Annotated in this window: 21 protein-coding genes and 7 pseudogenes; 13 read left to right on the top strand and 15 right to left on the bottom strand. The window is 58.8% G+C overall.

Annotation, left to right across the window (positions count from 1 at the left end; all coding sequences use genetic code 11):
• The first annotated feature begins 291 nt into the window (after window positions 1-291).
• Both WA845_RS23250 and WA845_RS23245 read left to right on the top strand, forming a co-directional pair.
• A complete protein-coding gene (locus WA845_RS23250; protein ID WP_337322634.1) occupies window positions 292-579 on the top strand; it encodes a DUF7673 family protein in 288 nt (95 codons plus the stop codon).
• Window positions 579-1733: a site-specific integrase gene (locus tag WA845_RS23245; protein WP_337322633.1), complete on the top strand. Its 1155-nt coding sequence runs from the start codon at window positions 579-581 to the stop codon at window positions 1731-1733. Before WA845_RS23250 ends, WA845_RS23245 begins: the two co-directional genes overlap by 1 nt.
• 15 nt (window positions 1734-1748) lie before the next feature.
• Here the strand turns inward: WA845_RS23245 and WA845_RS23240 are convergent.
• From WA845_RS23240 to WA845_RS23190, 10 genes and pseudogenes are all read right to left on the bottom strand, one after another.
• Window positions 1749-2158, bottom strand: a pseudogene (locus WA845_RS23240) (type II toxin-antitoxin system VapC family toxin).
• Entirely contained in the window at window positions 2155-2403 is a 249-nt protein-coding gene (locus tag WA845_RS23235) for a type II toxin-antitoxin system VapB family antitoxin (protein WP_337322632.1), read from the bottom strand. The pseudogene WA845_RS23240 and the gene WA845_RS23235 overlap by 4 nt, the downstream one beginning before the upstream one ends.
• Window positions 2404-3224: 821 nt before the next feature.
• Window positions 3225-3668: a sulfite exporter TauE/SafE family protein gene (locus tag WA845_RS23225; protein ID WP_337322631.1), complete on the bottom strand. Its 444-nt coding sequence runs from the start codon at window positions 3666-3668 to the stop codon at window positions 3225-3227.
• A gap of 4 nt (window positions 3669-3672) precedes the next feature.
• Window positions 3673-4869 (bottom strand): arsenite efflux MFS transporter ArsK, encoded by a 1197-nt coding sequence (arsK, locus tag WA845_RS23220; protein WP_337322630.1) that lies wholly within the window; start codon window positions 4867-4869, stop codon window positions 3673-3675.
• On the bottom strand, window positions 4866-5591 hold the full coding sequence (gene arsH / locus WA845_RS23215; protein ID WP_337322629.1) for an arsenical resistance protein ArsH: 726 nt from the start codon (window positions 5589-5591) through the stop codon (window positions 4866-4868). Before arsH ends, arsK begins: the two co-directional genes overlap by 4 nt.
• On the bottom strand, window positions 5566-5988 hold the full coding sequence (gene arsC / locus WA845_RS23210; protein WP_337322628.1) for an arsenate reductase (glutaredoxin): 423 nt from the start codon (window positions 5986-5988) through the stop codon (window positions 5566-5568). The genes arsH and arsC overlap by 26 nt, the downstream gene beginning before the upstream one ends.
• A gap of 4 nt (window positions 5989-5992) precedes the next feature.
• Window positions 5993-7033, bottom strand: a complete 1041-nt coding sequence (gene arsB, locus WA845_RS23205; RefSeq protein WP_337322627.1) for an ACR3 family arsenite efflux transporter — start codon at window positions 7031-7033, stop codon at window positions 5993-5995.
• Between the two features lie 10 nt (window positions 7034-7043).
• Window positions 7044-7481 (bottom strand): arsenic resistance N-acetyltransferase ArsN2, encoded by a 438-nt coding sequence (gene arsN2, locus WA845_RS23200; RefSeq protein ID WP_337322626.1) that lies wholly within the window; start codon window positions 7479-7481, stop codon window positions 7044-7046.
• A complete protein-coding gene (locus WA845_RS23195; protein WP_337322625.1) occupies window positions 7478-8008 on the bottom strand; it encodes an arsenate reductase ArsC in 531 nt (176 codons plus the stop codon). The genes arsN2 and WA845_RS23195 overlap by 4 nt, the downstream gene beginning before the upstream one ends.
• Window positions 8005-8361: an ArsR/SmtB family transcription factor gene (locus WA845_RS23190; protein WP_337322624.1), complete on the bottom strand. Its 357-nt coding sequence runs from the start codon at window positions 8359-8361 to the stop codon at window positions 8005-8007. The genes WA845_RS23195 and WA845_RS23190 overlap by 4 nt, the downstream gene beginning before the upstream one ends.
• Window positions 8362-8402: 41 nt before the next feature.
• Between WA845_RS23190 and WA845_RS23185 the strand changes: the two genes are divergently transcribed.
• From WA845_RS23185 to WA845_RS23140, 9 genes and pseudogenes are all read left to right on the top strand, one after another.
• Window positions 8403-8918, top strand: a complete 516-nt coding sequence (locus WA845_RS23185) for a DUF6428 family protein (RefSeq protein WP_337322623.1) — start codon at window positions 8403-8405, stop codon at window positions 8916-8918.
• A gap of 113 nt (window positions 8919-9031) precedes the next feature.
• Window positions 9032-10139: pseudogene (locus WA845_RS23175) on the top strand (integrase).
• Window positions 10140-10247: 108 nt separating this feature from the next.
• Window positions 10248-10571: an AAA family ATPase gene (locus tag WA845_RS23170; RefSeq protein WP_337322621.1), complete on the top strand. Its 324-nt coding sequence runs from the start codon at window positions 10248-10250 to the stop codon at window positions 10569-10571.
• A 1-nt stretch (window position 10572) separates the two neighbouring features.
• Window positions 10573-11165: pseudogene (locus tag WA845_RS23165) on the top strand (ATP-binding protein).
• A 352-nt stretch (window positions 11166-11517) separates the two neighbouring features.
• Window positions 11518-11709, top strand: a pseudogene (locus WA845_RS23155) (type II toxin-antitoxin system prevent-host-death family antitoxin); the annotation flags it as partial.
• Window positions 11706-11943 (top strand): annotated as a pseudogene (locus tag WA845_RS23150) (VapC toxin family PIN domain ribonuclease); the annotation flags it as partial. The pseudogenes WA845_RS23155 and WA845_RS23150, both read left to right, overlap by 4 nt.
• Before the next feature lie 65 nt (window positions 11944-12008).
• Window positions 12009-12257 (top strand): annotated as a pseudogene (locus WA845_RS23145) (integrase); the annotation flags it as partial.
• Window positions 12258-14925: 2668 nt separating this feature from the next.
• Window positions 14926-15096, top strand: a pseudogene (locus WA845_RS25315) (helix-turn-helix domain-containing protein); the annotation flags it as partial.
• 13 nt (window positions 15097-15109) lie between these two features.
• Window positions 15110-15292 (top strand): helix-turn-helix domain-containing protein, encoded by a 183-nt coding sequence (locus tag WA845_RS23140; RefSeq protein WP_443111975.1) that lies wholly within the window; start codon window positions 15110-15112, stop codon window positions 15290-15292.
• Window positions 15293-15735: 443 nt separating this feature from the next.
• Here WA845_RS23140 and repC read toward each other — a convergent pair whose 3' ends face one another.
• The 3 genes from repC to repA all read right to left on the bottom strand — a co-directional run bounded on the left by repC (window position 15736) and on the right by repA (window position 19452).
• Window positions 15736-16950 (bottom strand): plasmid replication protein RepC, encoded by a 1215-nt coding sequence (repC, locus tag WA845_RS23135; RefSeq protein WP_337322618.1) that lies wholly within the window; start codon window positions 16948-16950, stop codon window positions 15736-15738.
• A 196-nt stretch (window positions 16951-17146) separates the two neighbouring features.
• The gene (gene repB, locus WA845_RS23130) at window positions 17147-18172 is read right to left on the bottom strand and encodes a plasmid partitioning protein RepB (protein WP_337322617.1); all 1026 of its coding nucleotides are present in this window, start codon (window positions 18170-18172) and stop codon (window positions 17147-17149) included.
• Window positions 18169-19452, bottom strand: coding sequence for a plasmid partitioning protein RepA (gene repA / locus WA845_RS23125; protein ID WP_042936411.1), 1284 nt, complete (start codon window positions 19450-19452; stop codon window positions 18169-18171). The genes repB and repA overlap by 4 nt, the downstream gene beginning before the upstream one ends.
• Window positions 19453-20087: 635 nt before the next feature.
• Here repA and WA845_RS23120 point away from each other — a divergent pair.
• On the top strand, window positions 20088-20987 hold the full coding sequence (locus WA845_RS23120; protein WP_337322616.1) for a hypothetical protein: 900 nt from the start codon (window positions 20088-20090) through the stop codon (window positions 20985-20987).
• Between the two features lie 59 nt (window positions 20988-21046).
• Complete coding sequence (locus tag WA845_RS23115) at window positions 21047-21451, top strand: GFA family protein (protein ID WP_337322615.1); 405 nt, start codon at window positions 21047-21049, stop codon at window positions 21449-21451.
• A 129-nt stretch (window positions 21452-21580) separates the two neighbouring features.
• On the opposite strand, the gene xth is transcribed toward WA845_RS23115, so the two are convergent.
• Both xth and WA845_RS23105 read right to left on the bottom strand, forming a co-directional pair.
• Window positions 21581-22357, bottom strand: a complete 777-nt coding sequence (xth, locus tag WA845_RS23110) for an exodeoxyribonuclease III (protein WP_337322614.1) — start codon at window positions 22355-22357, stop codon at window positions 21581-21583.
• Between the two features lie 8 nt (window positions 22358-22365).
• The gene (locus WA845_RS23105) at window positions 22366-22542 is read right to left on the bottom strand and encodes a hypothetical protein (protein ID WP_006699349.1); all 177 of its coding nucleotides are present in this window, start codon (window positions 22540-22542) and stop codon (window positions 22366-22368) included.
• Between the last annotated feature and the right edge of the window lie 157 nt (window positions 22543-22699).

Here is a 22699-nt window from a genome sequence, read left to right as displayed (position 1 = left end):
CGCGCCGCGGGCATGCCCAGGGATCGGATTGTTTTCGGGCACTGCCAGCGAATCTGCCCCACTTACCCCGCATCAGGGCTGTCATGCTGGTTTTTGCGAGATCGTAAGCCATTGAATTTATGGTTAATAAATCTATAATGAAAGCTATATCGCCGTTAGGATTCATTACTGCGTATGGCTTTAAGTTGGGCTTATAACCATCGATAAGTATCCCTTATCGATGGTAGATCGACAAAACCCCCAAATTCACTTACCGTGGGCCAAAATCACGTTCTGCAAAGGTTTCGAAACATGGAAGATCGCGTCCGCTTCGCGCTGGAAAAGTTGCTCAACGTCGCCCACGGCGATACCGGTCAGAGCCGGCGCGTCGCCAACTTCATTCTTGCTTGGTGGAATGCAGACGTGCACGGCGGCTTTAATCTTACAGATCTGGCCGATGTCGATCGCGACGTCTGCGAAGACATGGTGACAGTCTTCACTTTTCTCGCCCGCGAAGAGGATCTCGTTTACCCTGAGGCTTATAAACTGGAGATCATTCAAATCATTCGCCGCTGGCGGCCGAACGTCGAGATCGATTAATGTCGAAACCGCGCAGGCCAGCCTCCCTGTCTAACATCGAGCGGCGCGCTGTCGAGCTCGACACGATCGCATCGGTGCTGCCAATCGAGCGCAGGGACGAACTCGCCGAGCTTCTGACTGACCAGGATGTCGAAACGCTCAAACATCTGGTCAACCAGGGCATGGGCGACAACACGCTGCGGGCGCTGACCTCCGATCTCGCCTATCTCGAAGCCTGGGGTCTTGCTGCCACCGGGCAGTCCCTGCCCTGGCCCGCGCCAGAGGCGCTACTGCTCAAATTCGTCGCTCACCACCTGTGGGATCCCGAAAGGCGCGCCAGCGACCCCAACCACGGCATGCCTCCTGAGGTTGAGGAGAACCTCAGAGGCCAAGGCTTCCTGAAATCCATCGGCCCGCACGCCCCCGATACGGTGCGGCGCCGGCTTGCGAGTTGGTCGACCATGACCAAATGGCGCGGCTTATCCGGAGCCTTCTCCTCCCCTGCCCTCAAACAGGCGATCCGGCTCGCGGTCCGCGCCGTTCCACGAAAGCGTCGTCGAAAAAGCGCAAAGGCGGTCACGGGGGACATCCTGCAAATGCTACTCGCCACGTGCGCAAGTGACAGCTTGCGTGACATCAGGGACCGGGCGATTTTGATGGTCGCCTTTGCATCAGGTGGTCGCCGGCGCAGCGAGATCGCAGGCCTCCGCCTGGAGCAACTGACCGAGGAAGCACCGATCGAGGTGCCTGACAGCCCTCCCCTTCCCTCTTTGGCAATTCATCTTGGACGGACCAAAACGACGACCGGAGAGCAGGACGACGTCGTCTATCTCACAGGCCGGCCTGTCGAGGCATTGACTGCCTGGCTGTCGGCCGCCAGAATCGACAAGGGAAGCGTGTTTCGGGGGATCGGAAGGTGGGGATCGGTCTCGCGGCGGGCGCTCGATCCGCAGTCGATCAACGCGATCCTTAAACAGCGTGCGGAAATGGCGGGGTTGGATTCGGGGGAGTTTTCTGCGCACGGTTTGCGGTCGGGATATTTGACGGAGGCCGCCAATCGCGGCATTCCGCTGCCTGAGGCGATGGAACAGTCCCGCCACAAGTCAGTGCAGCAGGCGTCGAGCTATTATAACAGTGCTGCACGGAGAAGCGGGCGAGCGACCCGATTGTTGTAGGATCTGATATCACTGTTAAAATTGCCAAGGCGAGATCAATTTGAGCCCTGTTGTTTCGAAATCTTTGAGGTTTCTGGTCGCCAACCGGCCATCATTGATCCACACTATCGCCGCGATCATGCCGTCTGGAGCCGACATCCTCCTCCCCTGCCGCGCAGCAGGCTCCCATGATATCGCCATAGGCCAATGCTGCTTCCGTGAAGGCAAACATTTTGTCGGAGAACCGGTGACGCCAGCTCACAAGTCGCTCTTCCAGGCGATCTGCCCCCTGATCCGGCCTGATCTTTTGAATACCAAAAGCGATCTCAGCAACTGCAACCGTCGGCAATGCCAATTCGGCATCGTGGCGAACCAGCCATGCTATGACCGCAGAATCGAGAGCCTTCATAAAAGACAGACATCGCATTCGTGTGCATGAAAATCAAAGCTCTACGCCTTTGTGAGCGCGTCTGTTTTCATTGATGATACTGTCTAGATCGATATCCGTACCAGACTGCGATGAAAGACGGCTATAGAATTTCGCAGCGGGTTCACGTCCTGCCTGACGAGCCTCATAGGTTTCGAGCGCGCGCTCGACGATATCGGCAATCGTGCGATTTTCTCGGCGGGCGAGCTTATGGGCAAGGTCGCGAGCTTTGGAACTGCGGACGGATAGTTGCGGTGTTACCATTGAGTGCTCCTTCCTCTGGATCCACAGTAACCTAATTGAGTAGCCATCAAGATGGCGCCTGCCATCTTGATGGCTATCTCGTATTTGTGATTTGGCGCCCCGTGGTTTGGTGATCGTGCATGTTCGTTCCGCGTGGTGGCCAACACATCCCCTCCCCGAACGCCATATTTAAGCAATTTCCGCCGTAGACGGCCATCAGAGCGCATTTCAAGCCGGTCGTAGCTAGAATGAGTTTGACGCGATGTTTCGCGTCTGACAGGGCCGCATTAAGGTCATAAAAACACACTTGCAACTGGTCCTTTATCAGCGCGTTCCTTATCTGAACAAACCTGCTGAATCGAACCGAAAATCAATGGCCGAACGGCAAAAAGCAATTCTTCTCCCCCACCTCGCCGGCTTATAGGTCACGCCCGTATCGCGACCGACGATCAGGTTCACGAGGCGCAGGGCGACGAGCTACAGGCCGCAGGCTTAGGCCTCATCTGTCAGGATCATGGGCCCATTTGCATCCGGAGCGCGACCCGTGCTCGCGAGACTGCTGAAGGAGTTGACCGCGGCATCAACACTCAACAGAGAACAGCGTTACGGCTACTCGTTCAGTATACGACAATGCTTCCGATCAGCCGCATTGCCCCAGCGATCAGAAGGAAGGCCAAAATTTTGCGCAGCGTTTCGGGTTTGAAATTGAACGCTCCCAACCACGAGCCGACATAGCCTCCGGCCCCCACACACAACAGCCACAGTGGAAGCTCCGCAGGAAGGTCGGGCATGGTAACCCATGCGCCAGCCTACGCCGTCCCGGAATTGAGGAGGTGCACCCCCTACTCCAGTGGCCCCTGAAATGATGCCCAGCACCCACCCGCCACGAGCGACGGCATAAAGGGCGGGCCTTTGGGGTGGGCTTCGCCGTCACGGCCGGATACCGGGCGCAGCATCTGGACTCCTGCAATGAGCAACAGGGTTCCGACCACCGGATGATACACCCTCGCAGGCAGGTGCAGCGCGCCGCCGATTAAAGAGAACGGCAGGCCAAGGATTGCGAACGGGTAACACGTGCGCCAGGTGACCAGACCCGCCCTGTAAAAGCGAACGCAGCCGATGGCCGACACGGGAATATTGAGGGCGAGAGCTGAAGGCTTGATCACGGCGGGCGTAAACCCTGCCAGCGCCATCAGCGCCACATAGCCCGTGCCCCCTGTCTGACTGACGCAGGAATAGAGAAGAGCGACTATCGCTAGGGAGAAGGCAAAGAGGACATGCAGCACGCGATCAGCCTACCATACCCTGGCGGCGAAAGCTCCCAAGGAGGACGAACAAGGCCAGGGCCAGCATGCCGAGGCCGACGATGGCTGCCAGGGACAGAGAGATCCCCAGCCATTCCATCGCCAACGCCATGACAAAGGGGGCTGAAGCCGAAACGATCAGTCGAGCGCCCATCATCTTCCCCTGCAGCTTCCCGTATCCTTCACTGCCGAACAGCGCTAGCGGCAGGGTGCCCGTGACAATGCTCAGCAGGCCGTTGCCCATGCCGAACACCACGGCGAAAATCGTGGCTCCGGGTATGGAGGGCGCGGTCAGCTCCAAGACCAGTGCGCCGGCAGGGATCAGGGCGGCTGAAATCAACGCTAGGTGCAGCGCGTCAAGGTGCTTTCCGAACAGCATGTTGATCAGCCGGCTCGCGACCTGCGACGGTCCAAACAGGGTGCCGACGAGGGCCGCGGTGGCGCCGAGCCCGAGACCAGCGAGCAACGGCACCATGTGGACCAGGACCGAGGCACTGGCGAGGTACTGCACCGCAAAGGCCGTTGTCATGAGTGCAAAACCGGCGCGGCGGTGCGACGGCGCCAGGGATCCTGCCACGGGAGCGGCCTGTTGCCCGGCAGCTTGCCGACGACTGTGTGCCAGGCCGCGCGAAAGCCAGGCATGGATCGGCAGGCACACCAGCAGATTGAGGCCAGCGAATATGAGGTAGACGTTCTGCCAGGACAGCTGGGCGTGCAGCGCCGTCGTGATCGGCCAGAACATCGTCGAGGCAAAGCCGGCGATCAGGGTGAGATACGTGATGCTGCGCTGAGCGGCGGCCGGCCGCAGCTGGACCAGGAGCGCGAACGCTGCCCCGTACTGTACCAGGTTGGCGGCGACCTCGATCGCGATGAGCGCCGCGACATAAGTACCCCTTCCCGGCGCATAGGCGCAAGCAACTAAGGCTACGGCCGCGACGGCGGAGCCAATGGTCATCACCCGCCCTGCCCCAATGCGGTCGATCGGCGTGCCAAGCCAAGGGGCGGTCAATCCGCCGATCAGCAGCGCCACCGAGAGGGCGCCGAAGATCCATTCCTGAGACCAGGCGAGACTTGCCGCCATGTCTGGCGCCAGGATGCTGAAGCTGTAATAGAGGGTGCCGTAGCCGACGTTCTGGGTGACACCGAGGGCGAGGATCGCGCCGATCGGCAAGCGCTGGGTCATATGGACTTGAGGCTCACGCGCTGCTCCAGTTTCGCGGCTTCTTCCTTTCGCTCGCTGTAGCGGTCGGTGAGGTAGGCCGAAGCGTCGCGGGTGAGCAGCGTGAACTTGACCAGTTCTTCGCAGACGTCGACGACGCGGTCGTAATAGGAGGAGGGCTTCATGCGGCCATCCGCATCGAACTCTTGGAACGCTTTGGCCACTGAAGACTGGTTTGGGATCGTAATCATCCGCATCCAGCGTCCGAGGACGCGCAGCTGGTTTACCGCGTTGAACGACTGCGAGCCGCCGGAGACCTGCATCACCGCCAGGGTTTTGCCCTGGGTCGGCCGCGCGGAGCCGACGGAAAGCGGGATCCAGTCGATCTGCGCCTTCATGATGCCGGTCATCGCGCCGTGGCGCTCAGGGCTGACCCAGACCTGGCCTTCCGACCATTGTGTCAGCTCACGCAGCTCCTGGACCTTCGGATGATCCACCGGCGCCGCATCGGGCAGCGGCAGGCCTTCGGGATCGAAGATCTTCACCTCGCAGCCAAAATGCTCGAGCAGACGCGCTGCCTCGTGCGCCAGCAGGCGGCTATAAGAGACCGGACGCAGCGAGCCGTACAGGATCAGGATCCTCGGCTTGTGGTCGGAAAACGATGGACGCAGCGCCTGCAGATCGGGAAGTTGCAGATGCTGAAGGGATGCGGCAGGTAAATCAGACAATGCGCTTGCCCTCTGCATCGAGGACCCGTTCCCCGTCTTCCTTGGTGAAGGCACCCTTGTGGCTATCCGGCAGGATGTCCAGCACCACCTCCGAGGGCCGCGTCAGGCGCGCGCCTATGGACGTGATAACGAATGGCCGGTTGATCAGGATCGGATCCTTGAGCATGGCGTCGAGCAACTGGTCATCGGTCAGCTCCGGGTCGTCGAGGCCGAGGTCGGCATAGGGCGTACCCTTCTCGCGGATCGCCTGCCGGACGGTGAGGCCCGCGTCAGCGATCATCTTGATTAGCTGAACGCGGCTGGGCGGGGTTTTCAGGTATTCGATCACCGTAGGCTCAATGCCCGCGTTGCGGATCATCTCCAGCGTGTTACGCGACGTTCCGCAGGCGGGGTTGTGATAGATTGTGACGTCCATGGTTTCAGGCCCTTTCGATGGCGGAAGCGGAGGAGCGGACGGCGGCGCCGCGCTCGTACCAACCCCTGCTGCGGTTGACGATCCAGACTACCGACAGCATGACTGGCACCTCGATGAGGACGCCGACGACGGTTGCCAGCGCCGCGCCCGAGTTGAATCCGAACAGGCTGATGGCGGCGGCCACCGCCAGTTCGAAAAAGTTGGACGCGCCGATCAAAGCCGACGGGCCGGCGACACAGTGCTTCTCACCGCTCATGCGGTTGAGCAGGTAGGCGAGGCCGGAGTTGAAATAGACCTGGATGAGGATCGGAACGGCCAGCAGCGCGATCACGCCCGGTTGCGCGAGGATCTGCTCGCCCTGAAAGCCGAACAGCAGCACCAGGGTCGCCATCAACGCGACGAGTGACACCGGCTGCAGCCTTGCACCGAGGCGGTTTACGTCGGTCAGCCGACGCAGGATCTGTGCCGCGATCACCGGCAGGACGATGTAGAGCACGACCGACAGGATCAACGTATCCCAAGGCACCGTGATGGCGGACAGGCCCAACAGCAGCCCGACGATCGGCGCGAAGGCCATCACCATGATCGTGTCGTTTAGGGCGACCTGACTCAGCGTGAAATGCGGTTCGCCTTTTGTCAGGTTGGACCAGACGAACACCATGGCGGTGCAGGGCGCCGTTGCCAGGATGATCAGGCCGGCGATATAGGAATCGATCTGCCCGGCCGGCAGGTACGGACGGAACAGATAGCCGATGAACAGCCAGCCAAGCAGCGCCATCGAAAATGGTTTTACGGCCCAGTTTATGAACAGGGTGACGCCAATCCCTCGCCAGTGGCGGCCGACCTGACCGAGGGACGCGAAATCGATCTTAAGGAGCATCGGAATGATCATCAGCCAGATCAGCACTGCAACTGGCAGGTTGACCTTCGCGACTTCGGCCGCACCGATCGCTTGGAAGGTGTCCGGCATGAGGTGGCCGAGCGCCACCCCGACGACGATGCAGGCAAAGACCCACACCGTCAGATAGCGTTCAAATGTGGACATGATTTTATCCTCAGATTGATTTGGCAAACAGGCCGGCAGATGCCGGGCACAGGCTTGCCGCCTGGCGTGTTTGCAGGATCGCCGCCGGCGCATACGCGCGCTCGACTTTCACGAACCCCAGATGTTCAAAGAACGCGGCCGCCGATTGAGTCAGCAGATAGACAGTACGGGCGCCGGCGCGCCCCGCCTCGTCAAGCAGCCGGCGGGAGATAGCTTCGCCATAACCGCGTCCGCGTTGATCTGGCAGGACCACCACGGAGCGCAACAGCGCGCAGTCGCCATAGGGCTCCATCCCGCCGAAGCCGACGATACGGCCCTGGTCGGCAAAGCGGAAAAACACGCGCCCAGTTTGCTCCAGATCGTCGATTGGAAGTTCCGCCGCCTGCAGTGCTGCCCGCAAATCCTGATCGTGGCCGCTGGCCTGCTGCTGATCCAAAACGTAGCTCACGCGACGTCGCCCTGGGGGCTGGTGCAGCCTTCCATCGTGCCAATGGTGCGGAGCTGGGTTTCCAGCGCCAGCTTGTCGATCGAGGCCAGAGGCAGGCTTAAGAATGCGGTGATGCGGTTCTTGAGATAGCGGGCCGCCTGGGAGAAGGCCTGGCCCTTTTCGATGAGGGAGCCCTCGACAGCTGCCGGATCTTCAACGCCCCAGTGAGCAGTCATCGGGTGGCCGATCCAGACCGGGCAGGCTTCGCCAGCGGCGTTGTCACAGACCGTGAAGATGAAATCCATTTGCGGTGCGCCAGGCTCCGCGAAGATGTCCCAGCTTTTTGAGCTGAACCCCGTCGCTTCGTATCCGAGGCCGCGCAGCGTATCCAGGGCCAACGGATGAACCTCGCCCTTTGGCTGACTGCCAGCAGAGAACGCGCGGAAGCGGCCCTTGCCTTCACTATTCAAAATGGACTCGGCGAGGATTGAACGCGCCGAATTGCCGGTGCAGAGGAACAGGACGTTGTAAACGCGATCGGCGGTCATTGCAGGTTCTCCTTTGGGGTAGGCGCACAGCAGGCGGCGATTTCGGTGGCCGGTGCGCATATCTCCGGGTGACCGGCGCAGCAGTCTTCCATCAGGAAGCGGACCAGCGCACCCAGCCCGTCGTAATTGGCGGTATAGATAATCGAACGGGATTCGCGCTGCTGGTTGATGAGCCCGGCCCGCTCCAGTTCCTTCAGGTGGAAGGACACATTCGAGGGCGACACCTCAGCCTTTTCCGCGATCGCGCCGGCAGCCATTCCGTCCGGACCGGCCACCACCAGCATGCGGACGATGTGGAGCCTCGTTTCCTGCGACAGCGCCGCAAATGACATGAGGGCTTGACGTTCTTCCATATTTCTACAATCCTTGAATTATTGAAACAGGAGTAGCCGAAATGAACGCATTCGACAAGCCCCTTCTCGAAACCGACATCAGCCTCGGTCGCCTGCTCGACACCATCGACGGCGTCCGGGACATGGCACTGATATTTTCCTACGACGGCCGGCCGGTGAAGGGCGGCTATCACGTGACCGAGGTGAAAGCGGGACAGTTCGCAGCACTCGACTGTGGCGCCCAGCACGAGGAGTGGTCGGAAATCTTTGTGCAGCTGTGGGACATCGATGAGGATGACCGCACGCACATGCCGGCCGGAAAGTTTGCCGCAATCATTCGCAAGGTTTCGGAGCACTTGCAGCTGGATGGATCCGCCAAGCTGACCTTCGAAGTCAGTGACGGGGTGCGGCCGATGCAGCTTTATTGCGCGGCGGCCCCTGCCCTACACAGCGGCGCACTGCACGTTGATCTAGTTCCACGTCCCGCGAGCTGCAGGCCCCGCGATCGCTGGCTGGCGGAAAAAACCCAGAAGGCCTCTGCGTGCTGCGGTCCGGCACAGCAATCATGTTGCGCCTGAGTCCGCTTAATTAGGGTGAGTCCGGCGAATTGGGAGAATGCCTTGTCCTTTGAAATCAGTCAGACAGAGTCCGCTCGATAAGGACGGCCGAATCCTGTGATTTTGGAGCGATCGTGGCCGAAGCCAAAACATCCCTGAGTGCTGTCGAGCGCCGCGCCGAAGAGCTCGACACGATCGCGTCCCTTCTGCCGATGGAGCGCCGCGACGAGCTTGCGGAATTGCCCACCTCCGACTAGGATGTCGAAACGCTTAAACATCTCGTCAACCAGGGTATGGGCGATAATACCCTACGCGCCCTGACATCGGACCTCGCCTATCTCGAAGCCTTGGCACTGGCCGCGACCGGACAGTCCCTGCCCTGGCCGGCGCCCGAAGCGCTGCTGCTGAAATTCGTCGCGCACCATCTGTGGGATCCGGAGAAACGTGCGGCCGATACGGATCACGGCATGCACGTCGACGACAACCTCCGGCGCCAGGGCTTTCTGAATCCGCCGGCCTGCATGCACCGGATACTGTGCGCCGCCGGTTAGCCAGTTGGTCGACCCTCACGAAATGGCGTCGACTTCCAGGCGCCTCCGCCTCTCCTGCCCTTAAATCCGCCATTCGTCTGGCCGTGCGGGCCGTCCGAGGCAGCGCCGTCGAAAGAGCGTCAAGGCGGTGACATCAGGCGTGCTAGCAAAAATGCGGGCGACCTAAGCAACGGAGAGCTTGCGCGATCTGCGTGACAGGGCGATCCTGATGGCCGCCTTTGCGTCGGGCGGCCGGCGGCCGGCGGTGCAGCGAGATCGCAGGCCTTCGTGTCGAGCAATTGACAATTAAGCAGCCGATCGAGGTGGAAGACGGCCCTCCCCTCCCCTCTCTTGCCATTCATCTCGGCCGCACCAAGACGACGTCCGGTGATCAGGACAATACCGTCTATCTCACAGGCCGGCCGTTCGAGGCTCTCTATGCATGGATGGATGGCCGTGATATAGATCGACTAGGGCGGCGCTGGGGTACGGTGTCGAAGCGAGCGCTCGATCCGCAGTCGGTCAATGCCATTCTCAAGCAGGGCAGAAATGGCGGGGCTGGACCGTGGGAATTCTCTGCGCACGGTCTGCGGGCAGGATATCTGGCCGAGGCCGCCAATTGTGGTATCCCACTGCCCGAAGCTAGCAGGCATCGAGTTACTACAATAATGCGACGCGGCGTAGCGGTCGGGCCGCGCGCCTCATTGCATAGGTTTTCCTTGCAGATCCGGAACAGTATGCCATAAATGCAAGGATGATTGAGTGAAGAATTGAAGCCGAACTCCTGCATCGGGTGGACGAAAGCCCTGCGGTAGCGCTATTGGGCCCTCGTCAGATTGGTAAAACGACATTAGCACTCAATATTGGCGAAACCCGACCATCCATCTATCTCCACCTCGAATCGGAAGCAGATCGAGCCAAACTGTTGGAACCGGAGCTTTATCTTGCAAGCCACGACGACAAGCTGGTTATCCTTGACGAAGTTCACCGCCTGCCAAACGTATTCCAGATCCTGCGGGGCTTGATCGATCGCAACCGCCGCGCCGGACGGCCCACCGGCCAGTTCCTGCTACTTGGCTCAGCTTCTATCGATCTCCTCAACCAATCCGGAGAAACGCCGTCATGGCCGCATAGCGCATCTTGAAATGCAGCCTGTCGACGGATTGGAAGTGCCGGTAGATGCACTCGAGAGACTTTGGCTACGGGGTGGTTTTACCGACAGTTTCCTTGCTTCCAGCGACTATGGAAGCATGGGCTGGCGACAGGATTTCATTCGCACCTATCTCGAACGCGATATTCCGCTTTTGGGGCGACGCATTCCTGCCAAGACGCTGAGGCGGTTCTGGACCATGCTGGCACACCACCAGTCTGGTCTTCTCAACGCAGCCGAACTCGCCCGTTCGCTGGGGATAGATGGCAAAACCGTCGCTTCTTACCTCGATCTTCTTGTTGACCTGCTATTGGTGCGCCGTCTCGAACCCGGCATGCCAATGTCGGCAAGCGGTTGGTCAAATCACCAAGGGTCTATGTCAGGGACAGCGGCATTGCCCATGCGCTGCTTGGGCTCGGAAGCGCTGAACCATTAATTGGTCATCCAATTGTCGGCTCCAGTTGGGAGGGCTTCGTGATCGAAACACTGATCGCGTCCTTGCCCGACGGCACTGCAGCCAACTTCAACCGCACAGCGGCTGGAGCCGAAATCGATCTCCTGCTGACTGCTCCAGGCGAAAATCCTTGAGCGATAGAGATTAAGCGAAGCCTTACGCCTAAACTAGAAAAAGGTTCTACCTTGCCTGCGAGGATTTGCAGCCGCAAAAACGGGTCGTTGTCTACCCCGGGGCCAAGAGGCCTTCCCTCTTCCGAACGGTGTGACGGTAATGTCCCTGTCTGCCGCCGGTCGCCTGTTGCTTGACCGATAGCCAAATCCTCATTGATGGGGATAGCCTGCAGGCCAGCGTAACTCCTAGACGCATTTTTCCCCAAACGCCCGATGATCCTGCACTATCGGACGTTCTTGTCATTGTAGAGAAATGGCCCAAATCATCGAGCAAAACAGTGAAATTCACGTCGAGAAGACCCCAGCGCTGGAACGTGCGCGATTGGCGCCTCAGACAATTACCCGCAACGGAACGCCGAGCGTAGTCGTCGTTTCCGCAGAAGAGTGGCAGCGGAGAACTGGACGGAGGGGATCGCTCGCGGAATTTCTCTTGGCATCGCCTCTGCGCGGCGCGGATCTGGATCTTGAACGGCAGCACAACGAGCCACGTGACTTGTCGTTCTGAGGCTGCTCCTCGCCGCGAACGTTCTGTCGGAAGGTACGAAACCTCGCCCGGATGAAGCTGTTCTTAAGTGGCTTCACGGGCTGGGCGAAGACCGTACGCTCATCGGCATCGTGTCGATCGCTGAAATTCGCCGCGGTGTCGCGCCGATGGATGCTGGGCGAATGGCTCAGATATGATCTGCCTCAACCTTTCACAAACAGGATTGTTCCGGTGGAAGGGCCTGTCGCGAGCGCAGCACCCCTAACTAGCTGACCAGTCGACGGATAGGAGAATAACGTCGCCATATTATGGCTCGCGGTGAATCCGCCATTCGTCTGGCCGTGCGCGCCGTTCCGCGAGCCCGAGCGCGCAAGAGCGCAAAAGCAGTTACAGTCGATGTTCTGCCGAAGCTGCTGGCGATCTCAGCCTCCGACATCTTGCGCGATCTACGCGACAAGGCAATCCCGATGGCGGCCTTTGCCTCTGGCGGCCGCCGGCGCAGTAAAATCGCAAGGCTTCGTGTAGAGCTGCTCACTATCCAACCTCCGATCGAGATGTTGAACAGCCCCCTCACTTGACGATCTGCACGCTGATCCGGTCTGAGCTTTTTGATAATATCAAAGCGATCACGCCAACCGTCCTCGCTATCACCGGGCATTCCCTGCCCTGCCGGCGCCCGAGCCGCTACTGCTCAGATTCGTTGCTCAAGACCTGTAGGATCTAGAAAACTGCGCCGGCGATCCCGTTCACGGCATGCCTATTGAAGCAGCCGATAGGATAGTCCCGATTGTATCCTCTAGGCCGGGCGCCAAAACCTTGTCAGCTGACAAGGTTTTTCCCACTGAAGTAATGCAAAGTTTGCAGCCGCTTGGTTGTCTGATGACGCACCCGCGACCTGACTACCGCCGCAGAACCTTGTCAGCTGACAATGTTTCCGTCAAATCCGAGGTGCACCGGTCCGTAAAAAGTGGTGCTTCGACAAGCCTGGGGCAGACTACCCACTGCAAAACCTTGTCAGCTGGCAGGGTATTCTTCTGAAGAAACGCGAAAAAATACGCAGCTGCTCGGCTCTCTGACGGTCTACCCCGGACACGAGTACCACCGTAAACCTTGTCAGCTGACAGGGTTCCACCATCCGGGATGAACTGGTTCGCGACCGCGCGGGCTTCGACACTGCGCTTTACACTAGCGTACCAGCTCGGGAAAATTGCGGACGGTCCGCTAGGAAAGGGGTGGTTGCCTTCAACGTTGCACTCAGACCCGTTCCCCGACAAGACCAGAGTCAATTTCAATTTCAAGGCACCAAGCAAGTGCTACGCTTTTGACAACAATGCCTCGCGGGGGTGATAGGAAATGCTCTGCTGACGAGATGATGTTAACATCCATCCTGCGCACAAACCGTCGGAACTGCGCGATATTGCAAAGCCGTTTTTCGGAGTAGGGGAGGGGAGGGGAGGGGCTCGTTGCATCGGCAGCAAGCACCCGTATTAGCAAAGCCCGTCAAAGCACCACTCTGAAGATCGAGCTGCGCGATGGCCGCAGAATGGGCTGCAGTGTTGTTGAATTAGTCCGTTTTCCATTGCTTGCGAATTGGATGTTGAGGGATCACGCCCGCAAGTGGGTCCTGATCCTCGGCAAGAAGGCGCTCACCGTTTTTGATCGGTCCCGATGCCAAGGATACGGGGAACGAGACGGTGGCCACGGTATTGTCGACCGTAACTTCCCCACAGAGCTTCCTGAAAAATTCGATCTTGAAGCGGTCCAGAATGATTTGACGACGCCGCTTTTGGCGGAGCTATTCACGACTCGGATGGCGGGGAACAGGCGGCCTGATCATCATAGCCGAGGCCGCTGGCAGGTATTGCGGCGGCGATGTCACCGGCTTCTGGAATATTGGACATGGAGACCTTGAAAGTCGCAGTCTCCGCGGAGTTGTATCTGCCATATAACGGCCTTGCCTACCAGTTCGACCTCCCGGATGACATTGAACACGCCCTCGTGGCGGGTGACGTCTCTGATCGCTTGCACGCTGCGGGCGGTTTCGCCGTTTTACGCCCAAGCATAGCAGGTCTATCAATGCCGAGAGCCGCGCACGGTTTCGGGATCCTTCCGACGGCTTTGACGGCCCTCCTGTCGTGCCTACGTATCCAAATCATGTCGGTTGCAGAGGGATATGCGACCACACCGCTGACGCCTGCATTCGCTTTGGACTTCGGCCCGGATATCGAGAAACCTGCGCCGGCCACAGGCGTACGGGCTTCGACTATTCCGTTCCCTGCGCCCCTATCGTATGCAATCCTCTCGGTTATCAGAAAGAGGCTACCAGAGTCAGCAGCGTCCGAGAGAACCCGATCTTCTTCCCCATCAGATCATCGACGTCCCCCCTGACGCCGAGACCAGCAATTGGCGCCGCCATCGTCGCCGCGGATTACCACAGATATGATAGCTCTATGAGAACAGTTTTAGCCCCCTCACTGGACATGCCGCCGCCAAGGAGCAGCCAGACGACTGAATAACGGAACAGGATACGAGTAGAGGCTCTCGGCTACTGAACAGAGCCTTTTCGAACTCTCACCACCTAGGATTGTTTCGCTCGAAACGTATAACCCTAAGATTGAAGCGAAAAAAACGCCCGCAGAGCGACTTTGACCATTCTGGGGAGTAAAGACTGGTAATGCTGCCAAATCTGATCTCCGCTTTTTGAAGATGAATATAGGCGGTGTTTACGAAGGCTGTAATTCCCATTGAGGATGCCGATCTCGCGGAGATCACCGAACCGCTGTCTCCCCGAAATTCTGAGCGAACTGAACGAGCACACCGCAGCCGCGGGCCGCATTAGAATTCCACCAAAAGATGCTGCACCTCGACGCTAACCTGATGGCTATCATAGCAATCATCGAAATGCGTTTGCGAAACTCGATCTGCGGTAATCTCGGTGCAAATTGTGCCTTGACCGGTCGGCTCCTGCGCCCTACCGCGCCTTTCCAGTGGAGGACAGCGAGCAGAACAAGATCATGCAGGCGCTCGATGCCCTCGCTTTCAAGAACGGCCTCCCTGCGTAACAGCAATTATCGTCCCACGGGTCGGTCCGAGCATGACTGACGAGGACATCACGCAGGAATGGGAGCTGGATTATCTCACCACCGACATCACGAGGACGGCTACGAGACATAACCTTTGACGCCGCCTGTAAGGCGCTATCCCAATGGCAACCTCCGGGCCAGAATTTCAAAACAAGTGCAAGCTATTCAGGCGATGTGCGAAGCCCAGCCATCGCTGGGGGTGATAGATCGCGTTCCGGCTGTCCTTGACGTCCTGGCGACTTTCTATCCAGCTGCCGAGCTATCCGGTGAGCGCGGCTTGGTCGCATTCCGGTCTAATACCCGGCTGTCGGCCTGCGCCCGCGGCATGGGCCGCCGCGATGGTACGACGGCACTTGGAAGTCCTCGTGAGGCCGGGATCGATGGCGGGGAAGGACAGCGCCAACGAGAAACGCTACGCGCGCCGTGGAAGGGCAGGGGAGGTGGAGGAAGCCTTCGGCTTTTCGCTCGCGTTACTGCTGGCACGGTCGGCCGAGATCGAGGCTCTGCCGCCCAGCGCCTAGAAACGAGAACAGCTATGGGTCACCAAGCAGCGCCCGACCGTTTGCCGACGTGACATTGCCAAGCTGAGTCGCCGCAGCGATCGGCGAGGGGCGTCGCGGCTGGGAGCAGATTTCGCTCATGTTGAAACCAATGACGGCACGACATCCGAGCACGCCTTGTATCGACGAAGTGACATTCATGGGTGTCCGCGATCGGCCCACCGTGGTTAGGATCGATGCATTCTAGTCCGCGACAGAGCTTGGCACCATGTGCTGGTCCCTCAACGACGATCGTGCGCGTCAATTCTCACCTGCGATTCTGGCTCGGTACCGCCACCAGTGTCTCCTCGACGGAGGGTACTCGCACGGTAACCTGCGCTCCGCCTAGAATTCATGGTCCGTTTGGCTGCAGATTGCCGGGAGGAACAATTTTTGTTCCCACCCGCAATTATGCGGCCTCAACATTACCCAGTGGCTTTGACGTTGTGGCCCCCGGCACGTAGCAGAGCCATTAGGACCGGACCAAGTGAAAATTCGCCTCGCTTCGCCTTGCTTGTCAAATCTCTGAGATATCCACCCGGTGAATTAATGTGACCACCGCGCTCCAAAATGCAGGCAATCGTCACCGCCGCGTTCTCTGGACCCATTGCCTCGCAGGCTTCCTGATATGCAGAGGGGCTGACCCCAAGCATGGATCTGACGACCACTGCGGCTGTCATGAGTTCACGCCAGTTCCGAATTTCGCCTTCGGGCCCGTAGCTTGAAATTTCGGGGCAGGCCCGCAGCACAAGTCCGATTGGGAAAGACTTGATCGGCACATGCTGCGGCTGCCTGTCCTCACTCGGCTTCGCTCCCTGCTCTTTTCCAGAGCTAGGTTCAAGTTCATTAGGAGGATTGGTATTTGAATTCTGTATGTGACGCTCAATATGAGCATCATTGGCGTTCATTTTTGATGAAAAGTCTCCGAAATTCAGGAGCTTGACGATATCCTCGCGTAGACTACTCATCCTGAGACCAAGATCGCCGAGTTCAGCCAGGGTGGGATTGCGCGGAATTTCTCCCACGATCGCGATATAGCGCTCCTCTATTCCGTCCCAATCGCCTGCTGCCCCTTCTTCAACAGCTGCAGTGATCAGCTTGCGGATATCCCGCCGGCAGATCGTCAGATTTTCCTTTGCCTGTCTAAAGGCGATCCGATCGGCAGCAACCTGCTGTGCGAGGCACGCAAGCTCCTCAGCTCGCATAAGAAGAGGTGATATGTCGAATCCGTACGCATGCTCGATCGAGCCATCGTCGCCTTTTCTCGCGTAGCGTTTCCCGTTGGCGCTATCCTTGCGGATAATCAAGCCGGCATCAACGAGGGCCGCAAGATGCCGGCGCAAGGTCGCGCCTGCAATGCCATGGGCACGAATTGACAGCTGAATGTTCGAGGGAAAGACGACGAGCTGCGCGTCTTGGCGCAGTTCGTTCTCCGGATAGAAGCTCAAAAGCGCATCGAGAACCGCGAGGCTGCGATCCTGCAGACCAAGCACCTCCCGAGCTTCAGATGCGTCGCGAAAAACCTTCCACTTGTTTGCCGATTTACCTTCCTCGATCCTGCTCGTGGCAATTTGCCGCCTCACAAGCGCAAGGGTAACATGTCGCCGCCCAAAGGGCGTCGTTACTTGTCCACCTTCCATGTCCTCGCCTCTCAAAAGGCAAAAGAAAAACGCTCACCAAAACGGTGCCAAAGACTCTTGACTAGGATTCATGGAAATGCGATTCTCAAGCTCTCACACAACGAGAAGGGCTTCCATGACGGCAACGTTTCGGGGGCCTTTTTCTTTTGCTCGCGTTCCTTCCTGAATTCGTGTCGAAATCCGCTTGCGGCTTCGATCAGTTCTTAGACTTCTCACGACTGAAGCGCTCAGCCAGCGTCGGCAACTCCGATTCGATAAAGCTCAGGAACTCCTTCGCAGATGCTGTGTGCGCTGAAATACGAACCTCGTTAGCCGTACGCACAAGCCTGCCCAGTTGCTCGCCTGCGGGTCCAGCAATGGACTTGCCAGTGTCCTTCAGGGGGGCCTCAGGTTTGAGAGCATTGAATGCTGCAAGAAACTTCTGGTCCGATCCCAGGCGCTTTTCGGCGCTGCCGGATAAAACATTCCTCAATGCATCGTGGAGATCCGGCCTTTCGGAATAGTTCTTTGCAAAGTCGGCCCACCTCGGGCGACCGACCTTGCCCGCCCGCCCGATTGCTTCGATGATTTCGGTCGGGACGACACGGTAGACGGACCGCATGCGAGCGAGTTCGGGGTCATCGATAGACAGCGCAGCCTTGATATCCCGAGGCTTTACACCAGCATCATCCATGCGGCGGGCGAAGAGGGCGCGCTCGATCCAGGTCAGATCCTGGCGATCAGCATTTTCAATACCCTGTGCGATAGCAAGTTCGATGTCGGAAATCTCGACCTCGATCGCCTTGACCGGAATTCCAAGGTCTCTGGCTGCCTGGAGCCGGCGGTGGCCGTAGATCACCTGATAGCGGTCAGGAGACGAAGGTGATTTGCGGACCTGTATGGGAACCTTCTGGCCTTCGGACCGTATCGAGTTCCGGAACGCCTCGAAATCGGCCGCATCATCGTCAGGAAGACGATCAGGAAAGGGGGAGGGGTCGATACTTAAGGGATCGAGTTCGCGGATCGTGCCTCCGCCGGCTTCGACCAGAGCCTTCAGGCGGTCGCGTTCAGATTTGATGTCGTCGATCGCCCGATGCGCCGCACCGATCACGCCTGCGCCCACTCGCGCAGTTGGCATGGGCTGGGGAGCGGGGGTCGGGTTCTCGGTCGAGAGCCGGTTTTCCAACTCGGCAGAAAGCAAACCGAAGTTTGCCACAATCGACTTGCGCGACTTGCTCGTCATGTACGCCCCCAACTTGTGTTGATGAGTTTCACGATCGCTTCGTTCACGGCGTCAACCGCCTCGCGAGCACGTTTATGCGTGTCACGACCGATTTGGCCCATTTCGAGTTCATAGATGGAGCGCTTCGCAAGCCCCGCTGCTTCCACAGCCGTGCTCTCGATCAAGGTCGGCAGGAGGACATCCGTGCCAAACAGATGACGCATCATCGCGACTACCTGCGACTGCGGCGCGTCGTTCGGATCGTGGCGGGTAACCAGATAGCGAATGAAATCCTGATCGAGTTGTGCGCCGCTTTCGTTCAGCACGCTGATCAGGTCTCCCATCATCAACAGGAACTGGCTCATCGAAGCCACGTCAAGCATTGCCGGATGGACGGTGATGATCATGCTGGTGGCGGCGTAGATCGCGCTGAGGGTGAGGAACCCAAGGGAAGGAGGGGTATCGAGAATCACGACGTCGTAGTCCTGATCCACCTCGGCCAATGCCAGTTTCAAGCGCTCGAAGAAAATTGCCCCTGAGCCGGATTTCTGCGCCAGAACCCTGGGCGTCTCGTGCTCATATTCCATGACCTCGAGGTTGCCCGGTATCAGGTCGATGCCGTCGAAATATGTTTTGCGAATGATGTCGCGGATCGGCCGACGCTCTGCATCGTCATAGCGCAACGCCGCATAGATCGTCTCATTGGCGCCTACGTCAAATTCAGGCTGGGCGCCGAAGAGAGCGGAGAGTGACGCCTGCGGATCGAGGTCCAGTGCAAGGACACGATAGCCCTGCAAGGCGAGATAGTGCGCAAGGTGGACGCAGGTCGTGGTCTTGGCACTGCCGCCCTTGAAGTTGGCGATTGCCACCACCTGAAGGTGTTCACCCTCGCGGCGCCGGGGCAAGAATCTCAATGCATCTGCAGGCTTCTGACTTGCGAAAAGCTCCCGCAATTCGTTGATCTGGGCCAGGGTGTAGACGCGATGATTGTTTTCCAGCCGCCCGGGAATCGGACCACGCCCCTCACTCGAGAGAAGTTTCAGGGTGGAATCAGGAATGGACGTCAGTTTGGATACTTCGTTGGTCAGGAAGGGGCGCAGGCTTTTTTCTGACTTAGGCGGATACATGCGTGTTCGCAGTTCCTGCAATTGCTGCGACAAAAGGCTTGCGTGACGTGCTATCTTGCCGCCCGCATCTTCCTTCTGCACAATCGCCGCTTCGATCTTATTCGCTATCGCCATATCGTCCCCTTGGCGGGCAAAGTTCGGTTTGCCGACTAAATCCCGCCAAAGATACAACATGATTCTCGCGCTACGTCCAGAGATAAGGGTTGATCGACCCTCAAGGGGATCATCTGCCGTTGAGGCCGTGACGCTGAAACGGCTACAACCTGTCGCGTGAATTGCTGGTCGCCGCGGCCTGTCTAAAAACGCGTTGCGGTCATCTATCCAAACTTATGTTTTCACTATTGCCTGCATTGCCTCGGCCGCCCAATACATGAGAGCAAGATTCCAGGGCGTGACAGACTATTGCACGATCTGGCCGAGATGGCGCTTCCTGACGAGAGCCCGCGAAACCGGCGCAGCGACCGCCGAAGATACGTCTCGTCCGCGAACGCCCTTGGCGACGCTACTACTTATCAAAAACGGCAGCATAAAACGACAGCTTTCGCACGGCTCTCGGCCCTGATGCCGGGGTGCCGGGGTGCCGGGGACGAATGCACTCCATGTCTTCGTGTCGCCGCCGTCTGTGTTGTTGACGGCAAGTCGGCGCGCGAAGTCAGCCGTTGCAAGACCGATCACCATCATCATGGGTTCCCTGGCATTCGTCGGTCAGCTTCTGTCGGGATTGTCTCGCGGACGGGTTAGCGGCGCGTTTAGTTTTTTAAAATTCGTGCACTGGACGCAACCGGGCCCGCGGCGGATCGTTTTCTGAAATGGACGACGAACAAGAGCATCAGCCCAACAACCCGGTTTTGGAAACGGTGTCGTTTCCGTTCGACCGCATGACCGTCGCACGGTTCCGAGAGACTTTTCCCAAGGCGCGATGGAGTGACCGCCTACAGGCGTGGACGGTTCCCGGCAGCACCGCGCGGCGCCGGATTGACCGGTGGCTGGCGTCGGAAGCCGACCGCAAGGCTCCCTTCGAAGAGGAGAGGGGACGAGACCTCTTCGAGTTTGAGCCTATACTGAGCCCGTACCTGGAGGTCCACGGCGGCGGTTTGCTCGTCCGAACTCCCTATTCCCGTGCGGTCGTTGACGAACTTCGGCAGATTTCCTATGCCCGCTGGAACGGTGAGGCCAAAGCTTGGGAAGTGCCCTTTGCATTCTATGAGGAACTACAGAGCCGATGGGAAGCTATTGAAGATGCTGCAAAACGGGCCGAACCAGAGGAAAGACGCAAGAGAGCCCAAGCCAGGAAGGGCACGGAGGAAGAAGCCAGGACAAAGCGGCGTGCTACGGAACGCAGGAAGAAAAGACTTCCCGTTGCAAGTGGCGAAATGCCGCCCCTGGGACGACCGGTGGCTACTTCCGCCTATGGAGTAGTTGTCGTCACCGAAGTGACCGGAGAACTTGTCGATCCGGCAGAGGTTGTAGAGCACCATCCAGGCGTCAGTGATGAACATGTGTGGGTACTGTGGCGATTGCCCACACTGGAAGAGCTGATTCACACCTGGCCGGCACAACACGAACCGATCCAGTTTGATAGGACCCGCGGTTGGTGGCAGCCGACACTGGATGAATTGCGGGATGCGAGACGGCAGGCGAAAATGCGTGAACGACGCAAGCGCAGGGACGGCCACGCCCACGACGGGGCGCGGGCGGGGCAGATATAATGTCGAACTGGAAGGGCATCCTCGATGTTTCAAAATAGCAACAATGAATGGAGCCTCACATGCACATCGATGGCGCATGCCAATGCCGAAAGATCACGTATGAAGCCGAGATCGACCCGCAGGACGTCGCAATCTGCCACTGTACCGACTGCCAGAGGCTGACCGGCTCCGCGTATAGAGTGACCGTCAGCACACACCGCAACCGGTTCCAGATCACGTCCGGTACGCCCAGACTTTACGTAAAGACCGCTGACAACGGCCGCCGGCGGCTCCAGTTCTTCTGCGCCGACTGCGGATCGCCCGTCTACACGACCGCAGAGCATGAGGATGCAGAGCAGATTGGGATCAGACTGGGAACGGTGAACCAGCGTCAGGAACTGAGGCCCCGTTCGCAGATCTGGTGCGCTTCGGCTTTGCCATGGGCGCAGAGCCTGACCGATCTTCCGGGTCGAGCGAAAGACTAAGCGTCGGTCAAAGAGGCTTGTTACGCCATCCTGATCACGGGCCCGGGGAAGCTCGACTTGCAGTGCGAACTGTTGTTAGGTGATGATGCGTCGGAGCGAATGTGTCGGAGGGGTCCTCTCTATGAGGTCCTATCGGTCGTCCAGTTCAATCCAGGCGGGGGCGTGATCACTGGTGTGCTCCCACGCACGCGCAAACTTATCGACGCCACACGCCTGCAGTCGCTCGACTAGTGACGAACTCAGCAAAAAATGATCGATGCGCAGACCCGCGTTACGAGCAAACGCATTTCGGAAATACTTCCAGAAGGTATAGATTTGATCATCCGGATGCAGCAGCCTGATGGCGTCCGTCCAGCCCATGGCGATAAGGTCGGCATAGGCTGCGCGAACCTCGGGACGAAACAGGGCATCGTCTCGCCAGCGCTCAGGCTTATAGACATCGAGATCCGTCGGCATGACGTTGAAGTCTCCGACAAGGGCGCATGGCACGTCCAGCTCAAGCAGTTGACCTGCGTAGGAACGCAGCCGCTCAAACCAGCGCAGCTTGTAGTCAAATTTCGGCCCGGGTGCCGGGTTGCCGTTTGGCAGGTAAAGACAGCCGATGATCATGCCATCGATGGCAGCCTCGATATACCGGCTGTGGCTGTCGTCAGGGTCTCCGGGAAGCCCCCGGCGCGTCTCGAGAGGTTCCTGACCCCGGGCAAGGATTGCAACGCCATTCCATGATTTCTGACCATGGCAGATGGCGCCGTAGCCTGCGCGCTCAATTTGGCGGCGCGGAAACTTCTCGTCCGGCGCCTTCAACTCCTGCAGGCAGACGACATCGGGTTTCGCCTGATCGAGCCAGCGGAGCAGGACTTCGAGCCGGCCGTTGATGCCGTTGACGTTGTATGTGGCGAGCTTCACCGGGTTCGTCAGTGCTTGCGATCACCCCGGTCGCCCTGGCCCGGTTTCGCATCATTCTTCGCATCGTGGCGCGCGTCGGCAGAGAGCGATCGGGAGACGTCAACGCTTTCCTTGAACTTGCCGTCCTTATCGCGGCGGACATAACGCTTGTCGGTTCCGGTATCGATCAGTTCACGCTTGCTCATGATAGGCCTCCTCTTCGCGTTTCGTGACGAGGAAACGTTCGTCGCCAAAAAAAGATGCACCGGAATCAAGCGTCTAGCGCAGACTCGCAAAACGAGTGGTGATCGTGGCCGTAAGTCCTTGAAAAATGATTCGTTTTGACTCGGAACAAATGCATGC

Origin of the sequence: Agrobacterium sp. CMT1, assembly GCF_037203725.1 — a bacterium.
In the GTDB taxonomy this organism is placed as follows: Bacteria; Pseudomonadota; Alphaproteobacteria; order Rhizobiales; family Rhizobiaceae; genus Agrobacterium; species Agrobacterium pusense.
The sequence above is the reverse complement of the archived record's forward strand: the minus strand, read 5'-3'. Positions and strand labels throughout refer to the sequence as shown.

What these genes read in the sequence shown, in the direction of transcription:
- repC (WP_337322618.1), bottom strand. Translation starts at nt 16,950, where the DNA reads ATGGAAGGTGGACAAGTAACGACGCCCTTTGGGCGGCGACATGTTACC.
- WA845_RS23190 (WP_337322624.1), bottom strand. Translation starts at nt 8,361, where the DNA reads ATGGAAGAACGTCAAGCCCTCATGTCATTTGCGGCGCTGTCGCAGGAA.
- arsH (WP_337322629.1), bottom strand. Translation starts at nt 5,591, where the DNA reads ATGCAGAGGGCAAGCGCATTGTCTGATTTACCTGCCGCATCCCTTCAG.
- WA845_RS23245 (WP_337322633.1), top strand. Translation starts at nt 579, where the DNA reads ATGTCGAAACCGCGCAGGCCAGCCTCCCTGTCTAACATCGAGCGGCGC.
- WA845_RS23235 (WP_337322632.1), bottom strand. Translation starts at nt 2,403, where the DNA reads ATGGTAACACCGCAACTATCCGTCCGCAGTTCCAAAGCTCGCGACCTT.
- WA845_RS23115 (WP_337322615.1), top strand. Translation starts at nt 21,047, where the DNA reads ATGCACATCGATGGCGCATGCCAATGCCGAAAGATCACGTATGAAGCC.
- arsB (WP_337322627.1), bottom strand. Translation starts at nt 7,033, where the DNA reads ATGTCCACATTTGAACGCTATCTGACGGTGTGGGTCTTTGCCTGCATC.
- WA845_RS23120 (WP_337322616.1), top strand. Translation starts at nt 20,088, where the DNA reads ATGGACGACGAACAAGAGCATCAGCCCAACAACCCGGTTTTGGAAACG.
- WA845_RS23105 (WP_006699349.1), bottom strand. Translation starts at nt 22,542, where the DNA reads ATGAGCAAGCGTGAACTGATCGATACCGGAACCGACAAGCGTTATGTC.
- repA (WP_042936411.1), bottom strand. Translation starts at nt 19,452, where the DNA reads ATGTTGTATCTTTGGCGGGATTTAGTCGGCAAACCGAACTTTGCCCGC.
- WA845_RS23195 (WP_337322625.1), bottom strand. Translation starts at nt 8,008, where the DNA reads ATGACCGCCGATCGCGTTTACAACGTCCTGTTCCTCTGCACCGGCAAT.
- WA845_RS23140 (WP_443111975.1), top strand. Translation starts at nt 15,110, where the DNA reads ATGGTACGACGGCACTTGGAAGTCCTCGTGAGGCCGGGATCGATGGCG.
- WA845_RS23250 (WP_337322634.1), top strand. Translation starts at nt 292, where the DNA reads ATGGAAGATCGCGTCCGCTTCGCGCTGGAAAAGTTGCTCAACGTCGCC.
- repB (WP_337322617.1), bottom strand. Translation starts at nt 18,172, where the DNA reads ATGACGAGCAAGTCGCGCAAGTCGATTGTGGCAAACTTCGGTTTGCTT.
- arsK (WP_337322630.1), bottom strand. Translation starts at nt 4,869, where the DNA reads ATGACCCAGCGCTTGCCGATCGGCGCGATCCTCGCCCTCGGTGTCACC.
- arsC (WP_337322628.1), bottom strand. Translation starts at nt 5,988, where the DNA reads ATGGACGTCACAATCTATCACAACCCCGCCTGCGGAACGTCGCGTAAC.
- WA845_RS23185 (WP_337322623.1), top strand. Translation starts at nt 8,403, where the DNA reads ATGAACGCATTCGACAAGCCCCTTCTCGAAACCGACATCAGCCTCGGT.